At 30.5% G+C, this 14,168-nt stretch carries 12 protein-coding genes; 1 reads left to right on the top strand and 11 read right to left on the bottom strand.

Annotation, left to right across the window (positions count from 1 at the left end):
* Nucleotides 1-798 precede the first annotated feature (798 nt).
* Nucleotides 799-2,697 (top strand): BMQ_0737 family morphogenetic spore coat protein, encoded by a 1,899-nt coding sequence (locus tag A2J09_RS18680; protein ID WP_012296185.1) that lies wholly within the window; start codon nt 799-801, stop codon nt 2,695-2,697.
* Nucleotides 2,698-2,836: 139 nt separating this feature from the next.
* Here A2J09_RS18680 and A2J09_RS18685 read toward each other — a convergent pair whose 3' ends face one another.
* From A2J09_RS18685 to A2J09_RS23190, 11 genes are all read right to left on the bottom strand, one after another.
* On the bottom strand, nt 2,837-3,655 hold the full coding sequence (locus tag A2J09_RS18685; RefSeq protein ID WP_036162480.1) for a hypothetical protein: 819 nt from the start codon (nt 3,653-3,655) through the stop codon (nt 2,837-2,839).
* A gap of 611 nt (nt 3,656-4,266) precedes the next feature.
* Complete coding sequence (locus A2J09_RS18695) at nt 4,267-5,337, bottom strand: hypothetical protein (protein ID WP_012296188.1); 1,071 nt, start codon at nt 5,335-5,337, stop codon at nt 4,267-4,269.
* A 177-nt stretch (nt 5,338-5,514) separates the two neighbouring features.
* On the bottom strand, nt 5,515-6,666 hold the full coding sequence (locus tag A2J09_RS18700) for a Shedu anti-phage system protein SduA domain-containing protein (RefSeq protein WP_036162483.1): 1,152 nt from the start codon (nt 6,664-6,666) through the stop codon (nt 5,515-5,517).
* A 552-nt stretch (nt 6,667-7,218) separates the two neighbouring features.
* Nucleotides 7,219-7,515, bottom strand: a complete 297-nt coding sequence (locus A2J09_RS18705; RefSeq protein ID WP_036162484.1) for a hypothetical protein — start codon at nt 7,513-7,515, stop codon at nt 7,219-7,221.
* 18 nt (nt 7,516-7,533) lie between these two features.
* Nucleotides 7,534-9,195 (bottom strand): recombinase family protein, encoded by a 1,662-nt coding sequence (locus tag A2J09_RS18710; RefSeq protein WP_012296191.1) that lies wholly within the window; start codon nt 9,193-9,195, stop codon nt 7,534-7,536.
* 230 nt (nt 9,196-9,425) lie between these two features.
* Nucleotides 9,426-10,547 (bottom strand): DNA primase family protein, encoded by a 1,122-nt coding sequence (locus A2J09_RS18715; protein WP_012296192.1) that lies wholly within the window; start codon nt 10,545-10,547, stop codon nt 9,426-9,428.
* A 209-nt stretch (nt 10,548-10,756) separates the two neighbouring features.
* Nucleotides 10,757-11,011: a hypothetical protein gene (locus A2J09_RS18720; RefSeq protein ID WP_012296193.1), complete on the bottom strand. Its 255-nt coding sequence runs from the start codon at nt 11,009-11,011 to the stop codon at nt 10,757-10,759.
* 4 nt (nt 11,012-11,015) lie between these two features.
* Entirely contained in the window at nt 11,016-11,267 is a 252-nt protein-coding gene (locus A2J09_RS18725) for a hypothetical protein (RefSeq protein WP_036162487.1), read from the bottom strand.
* Between the two features lie 378 nt (nt 11,268-11,645).
* A complete protein-coding gene (locus A2J09_RS18730) occupies nt 11,646-13,295 on the bottom strand; it encodes a hypothetical protein (protein WP_012296195.1) in 1,650 nt (549 codons plus the stop codon).
* A 121-nt stretch (nt 13,296-13,416) separates the two neighbouring features.
* Entirely contained in the window at nt 13,417-13,896 is a 480-nt protein-coding gene (gene rlmH / locus A2J09_RS18735) for a 23S rRNA (pseudouridine(1915)-N(3))-methyltransferase RlmH (RefSeq protein ID WP_012296196.1), read from the bottom strand.
* 90 nt (nt 13,897-13,986) lie between these two features.
* Nucleotides 13,987-14,151 carry a CxxH/CxxC protein gene (locus tag A2J09_RS23190; RefSeq protein ID WP_036162488.1) on the bottom strand — a complete coding sequence of 55 codons (165 nt, stop codon included), beginning with the start codon at nt 14,149-14,151 and terminating at the stop codon, nt 13,987-13,989.
* Nucleotides 14,152-14,168: the final 17 nt, after the last annotated feature.

Consider the following 14,168-nt stretch of genomic DNA (forward strand, 5'->3'; position numbering starts at 1 on the left):
TCAACCAGTTATACATAAGTTATACATAAATTATACAATTATAAAATATTTGGAGCAAAGTTTATTTTAGTTCCTCTTTATCCCCTGTTCATCAAAGTTAGCAGAAAAGGTATTGAGCTATATTATAAAATAATTTAAATTTTGTTTACTTGAATTTTAGCTGTCAGGGAAGAACCAGGGTTTTCTATTACAATCGGATAAAATTTAATAATAATGGAGAATGTACTTTCATAATCTCTATGTGTCATAGCATCATACTTAGCAAAAGAAAATAAAAACAGCCCAACTAATCTCTTAGTTAGACTGTCATCTCACAGCTATTTTCAACTTTATTAATAATTAATCTTCAGTACTGTAGAATACCTCACTTACTTATGATATGGTTCACCGTAACTGATGTAAGTGCGATTTTATACAAGTTTGATAGTTAATTCTATTAAATTTTCTTCATTACCATTCTTGTCCCTCTACAAATTATTGCAACAGTAATTTGTCATCATTGATATCCAAGTGTTAAAAAAGTATTACTATTGAATTAACTCTATTTTAGAATAGATTTCTATTACTCGAAAAATCAATTAAGTAATCTTTGTTGATGCCCTATTTAATCAGCTTCAACGAGAAAACATTCTGCAAATTCTATATGATTTAAATTTTATTTCGCTAATAGTGAATATATATTGAAAACTAGGCTAATTACCTTAAAATTTTTAGGCAACGTACATACAATAATTTGATTAGATTAAAAAGGAGCGAATAAATGTCTATGAACAAACTTAAGTCGAGTAAGGGGCAGTTATGGTAAGCGTCGTTTCCTGTTTTCTATCCGATAATCAGGGGCTGCCACTTGAACCAAATTTACCTGGAAGCATCATTTATAAAGAATTAACTTCAGAAAATTCACGTTCTGAAAAATGTGTAGTTCTCTCAGATGGATCCCATGTCAAACTTCAACAAGTAAAGATTCTAATCAGTGGCTTTGTGACTATTGTATTGGATAACGGAACACAACATACAGAACCTTTTTCTGAAACAAAACTAATCGTGCTATGTGCACCTAATGGCACACAAATTACCTTTTCATATACTGATTTTCATTGTTTCTCTCAAACCGTTTATTCTGATGACATCTTCCAAGGACTATTACTTTTTGTGGATTTTTGTTTATCGGTACAATCTTCATTTAACACTGTTATAAATATTACAACTCAATTTTGTAATCCAAGGGAAAATATATCAATTATCAAGACTATTCTTCCAGACCAATACCCTTTAATTTTACTTGATAAAGATCCAAAAACATCTACACCTCAACAAGATGAAAATCTATGTATAAAAGTCCCTAAAGTATATGATTGGGTTACCACACCAATTAAAATTCCACAGATTAATATCCCCTTTTCTTGTGTATACGAAGTAGCGCTCACTACTGGTCCTTGTAATGGGATTGCCGTAGGAGATTTTATTTGTAAACCTTGTACAGGTATGTGTGAAGAGACTTTAATTTGTAGTAATCAAAGTTGTACATTATTTTTAACTAGTATTTCTACCGACTGTATGTTTTGCCCTATAGGTGGAATTATTCTCTCATCAGACTTTGTTTGTACTACACCAAGTGGACGTGTACTTAATGTTAATTCAGGTAAGTACTATAACGACATTCAACCAGCGATTAATGACGCTGCAACTGATAATACTCTTATTGTTTTTCCAGGGACCTTTGTTGAAGCTACTCCTATTACTGTAAGTAAGCCGCTAACAATTACAGGTCTTTCCGCACTAAATACAGTTGTTGAGTTTCCAAATCCACCAGTAGAATCGAATCTGTATATAACTGCAGATAATGTAACTATTAAAAATCTTCATTTTATTAGCCCGACCATTACAGCTGCTGATGATGTATCGTTATTGAGAATAGAACATGCTCCTGGAAATGGTCTATATGATAATATTACGTTTGATAACGTAATTATTGAAGGAGGACCAAAGCGTCTCGCCATTATCAATGCTTCAAATATTTCCATTATTAATTCAACGTTTATTCATACAGGTACTCGTCACGCAATAGAATTAAGAAGCGGAACAGGCACGATGAATATCTCTGGCAACACTTTTTCAGGTGGACCCAATAGCCAAGACGCTATTATATTTCAGGTTGACACACCTACAGACACTTTTAGCGATGCCACTTATATTATCCAAAATAACAACATGACACGATTTTCTCATTTCGTATTATTTAACCTGGCAGCTAGCCAGAATATCTCTATAAATGTATCCCATAATACTGTTAACCAACTAGATCGACCTGGACCGACCATTACATTTATTCCTCCTACAGATCCCTATACTTTTTCAACAATTACACCTATTCTCATTGAAAATAATCAAATTACAAACCCAAATCCTCCTATCGATAATATAGACCCGTTTTCAGTATCAAGTAACCTATCCGTTTATGTAGACTACACCTACACACTTGGGTTGCCGACATCCATCCCAGCAAATGGCCAGATACAAGTCTATAACAACAGTTTTAATGTCGCCTTACCATGGGGATTGGTAGCACCTCTCCCATTTGTTTATGATGTCGTTTTTCCAAGTGATCCAGTTGGTTATAATACAACTTTTGCACCCGGAACCATGTCATTAAGTGCTTTTGATCTTATGGGTAATGTCTCAACAGCTATTGTATGATAGATTCATTAATATAGGCCTTTCAATGAAGGAAAGATTGGTCCTCTTGTTGATATACACTTTCTTTTAAATAGTTTTCTCCGTTGAAAAACCGCACTTACTTATGATACGGTTCTCCGCACTATATTAACTGGGGGTTTTAAGAAATATTAAAATATTGTTTTTCAATCTTATTTCTTTTTTCTCTAACTAAATGTATATATCCTGAAATCTTTGCTCCTATACTCATCATACCGTTTAACTTTCTTAGAATTAGCTCCGACTCTGATTTAAAAACCGATAAATGATTAGAATCTATCGTTGTTACACACTTTTGGGTATTAAACATTTCATATAACTCATTCGTGATAGAATTAATTTGTCCATAAATATCCCAATCTACTTCTGCAGATTTGACTTGTAAATTTTTATTATCAAAAAGTTCTTTTGTTTTAAGTAATTCAACTTGTATCTGAGTAAATTTTTCATATGTATATTCAGAGCCAATTTCACCCAAAATATTTTTTATTTGTTCATAATTTGGTTTTATCCCTTTCTTATAAAAATTATTATCTAATTTTTCATTTACCAATAGAGCATATTCATGAACATCTATGGTATTAATTTTTTCCTCAATATATTCTGCTAGAATATCTAACTCTTTATGTAAAGTTGTAAGATTTAATTCTATCTCCCATAAAATTTTAATTGTATTTAAATTTTTATTTTTCACTTCTTCTTCTTTTCGCGTTGTTTCTTGCTGATTAAACTGTACCTTATTAAATTGAAGAGTTAAAAATACACCAGCTAGTGTTAATAGACCTCCTATTATTGTTCCATAAAAACCTATCCAATTACCAATATCACCTTGAACATATCCAGGAAATATTTCTAATGACATTATGGTGTTTGTAAATATTGCCAACATAAAGATAGATATGATACCTAGAATAATTGCTAATATTACTTTCATTATCAAATACTTTATCTCCTTTGTACTAAATTAGACAATCTTCATTAGTATAGTATTTTATTAATAATTAAAAAGGATATATGAAAGATATACTCTCATACATCCTTTATAAATAATACTTTACACTACTGATTCAAAGATTGGATCCAATTTAATTAAATTTGTTTTTTCTATGCCCCTCTTATTCATTTGGTATTCTCTCAGGCGCCAATAATTCAATTTTTTCTAGTGTACTATCTACACCATATCCATAAAATCCCCAGCTACTTACATCACGCAATTAATCACCTCTCATAAAAATTTGCAAACCACAGTATATAAAAAAAACAATTTACCGGAAAGCACATTTCCAATAAATTGTTTAAAACCGCACTTACTTATGATACGGTTCACCGTAATATAGCTAAGTGAGGTTATCTTATATTCTAGATACGGATAACCAAATTCCGATTTTATCTGAAACCATCAAGCTATATGTTATATCGTTTTCAATAATTTCATTTTTTGTATTCATTTTAAAAGATATTACTTTAAGCTTTTCTATCCCATTCTTATTATCTTTTACTATCCTCTTTGGATATAAAAAAGAACCTTGTAAAATCCAAGGCTCTCTACATTTAAACATTATTTGATTTATATAAAGGCAATCTTGAAAATCTACTTAATTCATTTCTAAGATTCTCCCAATTCTTTTGAGTTGCTGTTACATAGTTAATATAATCTGAACTATTAATTGTTTCTTCTAAAGAATTATAGCTTGTATAAAAACGCTTATTATACTGTTTTTCAGCAAACATGAATCCCTTAGTTATATGTTCTAACAATTTTTCTTTATTGTCTCCAGTTCTATAATTTATCTTATATAAGTCTCCATCTATAATACTTATTATTGAGCCTAGTATTAATACCCAACGTGCTACACTAGGTAAATGCTTTTTATCTGGTTTATATTCTTCATCATTTAAAATCTTTTGTGTAATTAAAAAATTACTTCTAATAGCAAATGACCACCAATAAAATAATTCTATCGGTTTTATATTTAAATCCCCATCAACCTTGTCTTCAAATTTCTCATAAAGTAAAAGTAAATTTCTAAAGTTATCCGTCGCGGCAAATGCATCTGCATCCATTTCTAAAGTTCTAAAATCTAACGACGATACATTTTTTATATTTTTACTATTATCCTTTTCAAACATTGAAATGTAATGTATATCATTCTGTTCTTTTGAATTTAAATATTCACAATGTCCGTTAAGTAGATGACCTAGCTCATGGGTAATAATAAAACGAGAAACAAAAATTGTAAGTAATCCAGCTAATTTATAATCTATAACTTTACTATCAAAAAGATTATGATTCCCATTTCCATCAAATTTTATAAACTCATAAGATGCTTCTTCCACATCTTCAATATGTAATTTTTCTAAAAAATCATCTGTTTGCATTTTTGTAAAACCATAAAAATAATCAAAGTAATTATCTATAACCCCTTTATTTACTTGTATATTGTCTAAATTATCTTTAGACCAAGCTTTTCCACCTAGACTTGAATCATCTTTAAGATAGAATTCTAACCTGTGGTTTGTGATATCACTTTCAAGAGCCTCTTTTACAATGTATTGATATTGCTCATAAATATCCACTGCTCGGTTTTTAATATCAATATAAAAATCTTCTTTATTAACCATTTTATCTGACCCTTTCAACGTTTAATTAATTTCACATTGATTCAATAACCTCATTTTACCAAATTTAAAGAATAAAAACAGTCTTACTTTTATTTAGTAAGACTGCACATTCTTTAAATAATCCTTATTTAACTACTTATCTATCGTTATATATTATGATAATAATTTATAGCAGATTTACTCGTTTTCAATTTTATTACCACTCAAAAAGTCTAATAACAATTTAGCGTTTTCTAATAAGTCATCATATGTAATAATTTCGATTTTATCTCTAAAAACTAAGTTTCTTCTCCTTAGCTTTTCTCTAGTAGTTTCCGTTAAAGTATTTGACCTTCCAATTACGACATAACCTTTTGGTGAATACAGTTTTTTTATTTTTTCTCGTGCATAAGGGTTATTATGTTCAATCCATTGTAACCAATCCATTATTTGTTGCTCTGCATGCACAAGATGCCTAGAAGGATTTCCTTGTTTAGTATAGATATCAAGAGTACTTGCTTCAATTTCAACAATATCATAAAGCCCATTGTATCTTTTCAAAATATAGTCAGCTTCATACTCAGAACCAAAATTATGCTTATCCAATACTTCAATATACTCTGTTCCAAATAAAATTGGATAGTTTGTTAATATTGCTTGAATTTTGTTCTCTTCTCTTTCAGGGCTATTTAACTGTACTGACAATTCATTAATTCCATCTTTTAATTTATTTATTATATATTGTGCATTATCATATTCCTTTAATTTTTCCATTAACTTATTCTTATAGTAGTTTATTTCAGCCGATGAATATATCCTAGTTGTTTTTTCTTTTAATAACTCTTCATTTTCACTCTTAAATATAGGAATCAAATGCTCAGCAAGTTTATATTTTTTCACTTTTTCATCTTTATCTATCATTTCAAAACCATTTTCATATAATTCATTGTAATAAAAGCCTAATTCCTCTTCTAATTTCTCATGATTAGGAAATACAGGTATATTGTAAATCACCGACATTGCTAATTCATGAAGTATACCTCGGTCTATATCATTTTTTGAACCTTCTACTAAAGTATGCATTAAAACTGCTGTCTCAAGGTTGTTATAAGAACTATTAAATGTATAAAATACATAATAAATAAGCGGTCTACCTTCTTCATCTACTTCAAAAATCATTTCTTTAATAATATGATAAAAATCCTTGTCCTCATTAAATTTATTTTTATTTATTTCAGCCGTTTCTATTTTACGTGAATAAGTATCATATGCTTCATTACTTTGTTCGTCATCATTTGTAATAAAAGTTCTTAATAAAATTGGTTTCTTATATAAGTCTAATCTGCTCAAATACAATCCCCCTAAAAATTTTTTACGATTAATTCAATTCTATAAATATTGTATATTCATATTTTACAATATTTGACTCTACTTGAACTTAAATTATCCACTATATTTTTCTTTTGAATATTACTTAGATGCATCTCCTCATAAAATGCGGTTAAAACAAGAAAAAGGGTAGATGAATAACCATCTACCAAAAATTTTAGTTCATTTAATTATAAGCTTATTAAAAATCAATTTACCTTCCGCTTCTTTCACATTAAAACTTATTTAATCCGAAAAAACTTTTGAACACTACACTTAAAACAAATTGAATTGATAAGCTTTTTAACTTGTCTGTCGTTGAAGAGAATATTTTTCACTTCAATTTCTTTTGAGCAATGTCTACAATAAGCTACTTTTCTTTCAAAAGACTTTAATTTTGACATTAAACTTCACATCCTATATCTACTTTTAAACTTACCTATTTATAAGGTGTAGTAAAACATATGCCAATTTAGCGTACCCTGATAAATTCTCCTTAATAGATGATTTAGCCTTCATTTGCTCACCACCTTTTTAAATATCAATATCACGAACTTCACCGTTACTAACCCAAATAGTTTTTAAATGACGTTGATTCAATTCATCATATACATCCATCATTAAATATTCATCACCTGTATCATTAAAGTAATTAATAGCTGTTACCAGGCATACATCTGGTAACAACTCGTACTCTTCCGCTGTAAAATAACGCTCATCTACCTCTTCTTTATACAACTGAATCGTTTCATAGCCAATATCAGCCATTAATATAGATTCTCTTATAAAACTTTTTATTCCTTTTAAAAATCGTTCATACGAATACTCCATCTTCAATTCTCCTTTGATTTAAATTGCAATTAAAACAGAAAAAGAGGTAGAAAACTCATCTGTTGATAAGTCATCTACCTCTAATTTCAATTCATTTAATACTTCTTCATTAAGAACTAATTGAATACTATCAATTTCTCTATCTTCATTTATGGTGATTTTATTAATAATCAAATGTAACAATCGTTTCCGCTGCTCTCTCGTTAAAGCTTGTTCAAATGCTTTTGAAAAATCCTTTAAGATTTTTCTAATGGCCTCTGGAGCAATTGTTTCACCTGAGTTGCCTTGCATTTGTCGATTTAAAGGCTTCATTCGCTCGTTTAGTTCTGCGATTTGCTTGTCTAACGCATTAGCCTTTTCAATATACAACGACTTAGGAATCAATTCTTCTGTATAAGCATCAAATGTCTTTCCTCGTTTATGCTCTAATTCTTGCATCTGTTTTTGATAAAATGCATGTTCTTTTTGGATAGGAGCAAATAACTTTTCATTTCGCTGATTCACATTGTTCACTAGTTCTTGTATCAACTTATCGCTTTGCATGAGTGTTTGGAGCTTAGAAAACACGTATGCATCTGCTTTATCTGTTCGTACACCATTTGAACGACAAACCAATGTACCTTTATTCTTCCATGCTCCGCAAACGTAATACTCCAGTACTTTTTTAGTGCCGTCTTTTAATGTATTCGTTGTTCGACCAATTACCATACCAGCATCACAAATAGGACATCTCATGATTCCTGTCAGTGGAAATTCACCATCATGCACACGGTTCGGCAAACCTGAACGTCTTTCAAATATTCCTTTTGCAATTGACCACATTTCTTCCGTAATAATTGGGGAATGGTCAGCTTTCTGGATGACTGGGTCAGGATTAATATTGTTTCTTCTTTTTTCATTCCAATCTCTACGTACATTGTATCGAATATATCCAGTATAAACGGGGTTCGTTACAATCGTTTTGATTGCGTTTAATGAAAAGGTTTTCCCTTTTTTTGTTAGAAACCCCTTCTTGTTAATATGATTAGCAATTGCCTTGTAACCATGTCCAGAAGTATACATATTAAAGATGTACTGAACAATTTCTGCTTCCTTTTCATTAATCACTAATTGTGTATTTTTCCGTTTTTTGTTTGCATCAGGTATTTGTACAATATCATAGCCTAGCACTTGTCCACCGTTCCACTTCCCTTCTTTCGCTCTTGCAATCATCCCCATCTTTACATTTTCAGCGATATTATTACGTTCATACTCTGCAATAGCAGCCATCATTTGAAACTGTAGTTTACCTGTTGGTGTTTCCGTTTCGTACCGTTCTGTATGCGAGCGAAAAGCAATATTTTTACTGTTTAATAATTCAACAATATTCATTAAATCAACCATTTTTCGGGCTAGTCGGTTCATCTTCCAGACTAAAACTACATCAAGTTTCTTCTGTTCGGCATCTTGTAACATACGTTGAACGGCTGGTCTACCTGTAATATTTTTTCCACTGATACCTCTATCAATGTATTCTTCAAAAACAAAATAACCATTGTCCTCACAATATTCTTTTAAAACACGTATTTGTTCATCGATACTATACCCTTCTTCTGCTTGTTCCGTTGTTGATACACGAGCATAAATTGCTATTCTTCTTCTTGCTTCTTGCCAATATTCAAGTTTACTCAATCCTTTCATCCTCCTCTTGCTCTACCAACTCTAAATATTTTTCTACCATTGCAGTAAGTATTTCTAAAATTTCTGTTGATTCTTTCATTTATCCCTCACCTTTATAAAATATATTTATTTTTTATTTTGATACGGTTAATTATTAAGGGTCTAAGGGAGTAAAAAGACAAAAAAAAATAAATCTGCCCAATAAGAAGATTTAAAAAACTTTTTTATATTAATTTACTCCCTTTTTCACTTTAAATATTAAAACTCATACCAGCTATGTGGTCGTAGCCATCAATACGTTTTTCTATAATTAAAATGCCTTTACTATCTAAAACATTTTCAAATTCCTTTTTAAATTGACGGTTATTTCTCACTGAATTATATAATCCATTTTTTTCTATCCACTCTAAATAGAGCTTATAAATTTCAGAACGCTTTATTTTTAAATTTCCACTTAGAACCACCGTTGATTCAAAAAAATTTAATACGGGATTTTGCATTAATTGATATTTTGCCATTTCACTTTCTATAGCATCTGCCTTTGTAAAATTAAATTCTAGCTGGTTTAAACGTACTAAACCTTCAATCGCCCAATTAAAAATTCCATCCAATTCTTCCTGAAGTTCTTGTAAGATATCTCTATTACGTTCTTCTTCTTTAAAAGTCCTTTTAAATGGTATGATTATCAGTCTTCTAAAATAGCCTTGTGTCAAATCTGATGTATCTGGTAGTTCATTCCCTAAAAACAACAGCCTACATTTAGATTTATAGTTTACAATTGGAGACTTAAATTTAATATTAATTGTTATACCGTCACCACTCACAATTGCTTTAAAAGTTTCGGTATTTAATTTTAATCCATTCATCTCATTCTCTGCAGCAACGTTTAAAGTTTTATTCATAATTCCTTCTAGTCCAAAATTAGAATTGAACTGAGCTAAGGGAATTGTACTTACATTTTCATTTCCAACTAAAATTTTAACCAAGTTTGCTAATACACTTTTACCGTTAGCACCTCTACCATAGTAGTAAACTGCTTTTTCAGATTTAATTTCTGTAGTTATCCAATAGCCAATCAGCTCTTGATGAACTTTAATCAAATCGGAATCGTTATTTGTTATTTCATCCATGAAGTGTAGAAACTTAGGGCATTTAGCTGATCGATTGTAGATAATAGGGATTCGAACAGTAGATAAATACCTTGGATGATGCTTTTCCAACTTATGAGTTTTCAAATTGTACATTCCATTTTGTAAGTTAACTAAATCGCTATAAATATTTAGTTCAGCTACAAAAGTTGCCTCACGTAAAATAGCTCGAATAGCTTCTTTCTCATAAATACTTTTCCAACTATTAGCTAATCCATCATTCATCAATTCTCTAACTAATTTACTTAGTTCTAGAGGCTTACATTGTTGATATTAGCCATCTTGATTATAGACATAAAGTACACCATGTTTGTCACAGCAAGCTATGACTCTCTGTAAAAAATGCTCTGCAAACAAATTTGCATTAAAAATAAAATGCTTTTTTGGAGTATATTGAAATCCCATTTCAATCGCTTTTGAAATACGAATTACCTCTAAAATTTCAATTTTGATGCTCGTTCTGACAGTATAGATGGGTTGGTATCGGAAATTTCATATTCAAATTCGAAACCATTAAGTAATAAGGTTAAAATCTGTCTCTTATCATATTCTTCAATACAATTTAAAGCATCTATTAGATGTTTTTGCACATTCCTATACTGTATATCAGCTATTGTATCCTTTAAAATTTGATGATGTTCCTGAATATATAAAGCCGTAAATTTAAATGGTTTAATAATGTTATTCATAATCTTATTCCTCCAAAGATGTGATGATAATTTTATAATAAGTTTGGTAATTAGCATTAACTGGTTCAATAAAGCATGTTCCTTTTTCACCAACGAAATCCTCTAGACTGAATGTTTCATTCAATTCTATAAAGTACATAAACTGACTAAAAAACTCATCCAGTCTCTTACTTGGAGCATATTTGCCCTTAAAACTAAATACTTGTTCTACTTGATAATTACCCGTTCCATTTTCTAAAGCAAATATAAACTTCACATAATAAAAATCCTTATTTTTAGATGGGAAGGTATTACAATTCACAATTTCGAAATGATAAATTTAATTCTGCCACTCTAAGGGTAAACTTTTAATTCCCTTTACCTTAATACATTTACGTATTTCCTCCACCGAGTAATTCATATTATCTCCTCCTTAACAATTGAATAAGACAACTTTCATAACAGTTCAATTAATTTTTACTTATCTGCCGATCCGTATAGTAGTCTTATAATATATTGTTCGGAATTAACGTTTTTTGTTATGCGAAATAAATTACAAAACAAAAAAGCAAAATTGATGTCTACATATTTGTATCAACTACAAATAGATAAAACGTCAATTTTGCTTTTAATGTATATAAATTAGTAACTAAAATTAATCAAGGGAAACATCCTGACACCATAGATAACCGCTTTTAGCGTTTTTTGATAGGTCTTTGCTGAAAATATCAGATGCTCTATTCTTATCAATTGCACCTTCATGAAAAGCAACAGCTAAGTCTAACATTAATAATGGCCCTCTTAATCCATCTTTTTTATAGTATTTTTTGACCCTTGTTTTACCCTTATCGTGAATAGCTCCCTGCATAAATAAATTCCCCAACTTCATTGCTTCTGACCTAGAAACAGTGAAGTAAACATTTGCTGGTAGTTTATTCTTTTCAGTTTTAGTTTTGTTTTCAGTTTCATTTTTCTTATTTCTTTTATTCATTTTAGTAACAATGTTATCTAAAATACGGAAATCATTTTCAGTAAGTTTATTATATGCTAACACTTGATTTGGTACAATTGAGCTCAAAGCTTCTTCAATATCCTTAGTATTTATTTTTTCAACGTTCGTAGCTGATGGTTTATGACCTATTCTTTGAATTAAATTGTCATAAGCATGTTTTAAAATTTCTATATACCTTCTTACATTACCATTTGAAAAATAAGCTGCTAATACTAAGCATTTCTCATTTTCCATGATATCCAAGTAGTTTGAATATCCCTGTTCAGGTAACATTTCACGAATTCTATTATTTGTAAGTGTTTTATAGAAATCTAAATAATCATCTGACAGTTCATCCATTGAAACATATTCCATAATGGCATCGTGACCTACATCAAAGTTAAATGGGTCCCCATTAACATTAGATGGATAATAAGTTATTGGAGTTGGATAGACCGATGCACAGAAATATGCTGCATTTTCATTGGCTTCATCAGTTAATGCTCCTCGAATTAACTTTAGTAATCTAAATACTTCTATTTGAGCATTTTTACTTACTTCAGAGCATTCATCAATTAATAAGATTGTATAACGATGATTTAAAATGTTTTTTAACTCTAATATGAAATTCACTAAAAAGCTTGCTGCATTACTATGAGATAAGCTATTCCCGACATATAAAAACTCTTGTTGGTCCGTTTCGCTATAAGATGCATTTGAAGTAACCCCTAAAGAACCAACTGAAGGAATGTTTACGTTAGCTGTTCCTGTAGTCGCCATGGTAGATTGTGTTCCAAATACGGTTTTAATTGTCTCTGGATTATAGGTTAAATCTGATAAGAGCTGCTCACTTAACTCTTTAATACGTTCAATTAAAACATCAATATTTTCACTGTTATTTAAACCAAACATTTGAGCAATTTTTTTTACAGACTTTTGAAAGCCGGTATTACCAGCCAACTTTATTTTATCTTTATTTTGTTCTATAGTTTTAATTATTTGAGTTACAATATTAGCATATAAGTGTATTCTAAATAGTTTAACATCGCTTTCGACCCATTCATGGACACTTGCTAAAGAAACATACACAGGTAATATTTTTTTTTCTTGAAAATCATCAATACATTTTTGATTAATCATTTTCAATATATGCGTTTTTCCTGTCCCTCTTATCCCTTCAATTAAATAATTTTGTCCAGAATCCCCTAAAAACTTATCTATACTAAAACCTGGGTTAGCATGTGTGTTTGGAAAGAATCCCCCAGCCTGTGCATCATGTTTAAAAAAATCCATTTTTATTTCAACAATTGCCATGAATCTGCCACCTTTACATATTTTAGTTTTATAACTTTATAATACCAAAAATAACATTAACATTCGGTTTATTCTCAAAAAAAAGCAAATTCTAAATAAGAATTTGCTTTTAAAACCGCACTTACTTATGATACGGTTCTCCCTTCATAATTCTAAAGCTTCGATAAACCTGCTCTACGAGTACGAGCTTCATGAGCTGGTGGGGTAAGGTCATTTTGCCGAAGGATTGTTGCTCGTCGGCTCTTTTTAGGACGTCTTCGTGTAGGCCCAGAGAGCCGCCGATAACGAAGGCAATTTTGCTTTTGCCGTAGGTCATGAGAGATTCAAGATCAGCCGCCATTTGTTCAGAGGTTTTCATTTTGCCATTGATAGCGAGAGCAATTACATATGTGTCTGTACTTATTTTGGCTAGTATGCGTTCTCCCTCTTTTTTCTTCACGATTTCCATTTCTGCATCACTAAGCTGCTCGGGTGCTTTTTCGTCAGCTACCTCAATCAAATCTATTTTTGCATAGCCACCAAGTCGTTTTACGTACTCATCAATCCCCATTTTTAAGTACTTTTCTTTTAACTTACCGACTGATACAATCGTTATATTCACACGTTATCCACCTTTACAATTCATTTACAAACAAATTATCCACAAAAGTTATCAACATATCCACAAGTCGTTGCTATATATTGTGTAAAGTTATTTACTTGATACAATATATTCTGCTGGCTTTTCACAGTAGCTACACTTTGTGGATAACTTTTTATCCTCTTCGATTTTATCCATAATTGGGAACACTTTTTGCTCTGCTACAAACATGTCTAAAGCGTGTTCTATATGGCTTTCACAGCTGTAATTTTCCATTTTTTGATGTCTCCTTA

Source organism: Lysinibacillus sphaericus, from assembly GCF_001629735.1.
Lineage (GTDB): Bacteria > Bacillota > Bacilli > Bacillales_A > Planococcaceae > Lysinibacillus > Lysinibacillus pinottii.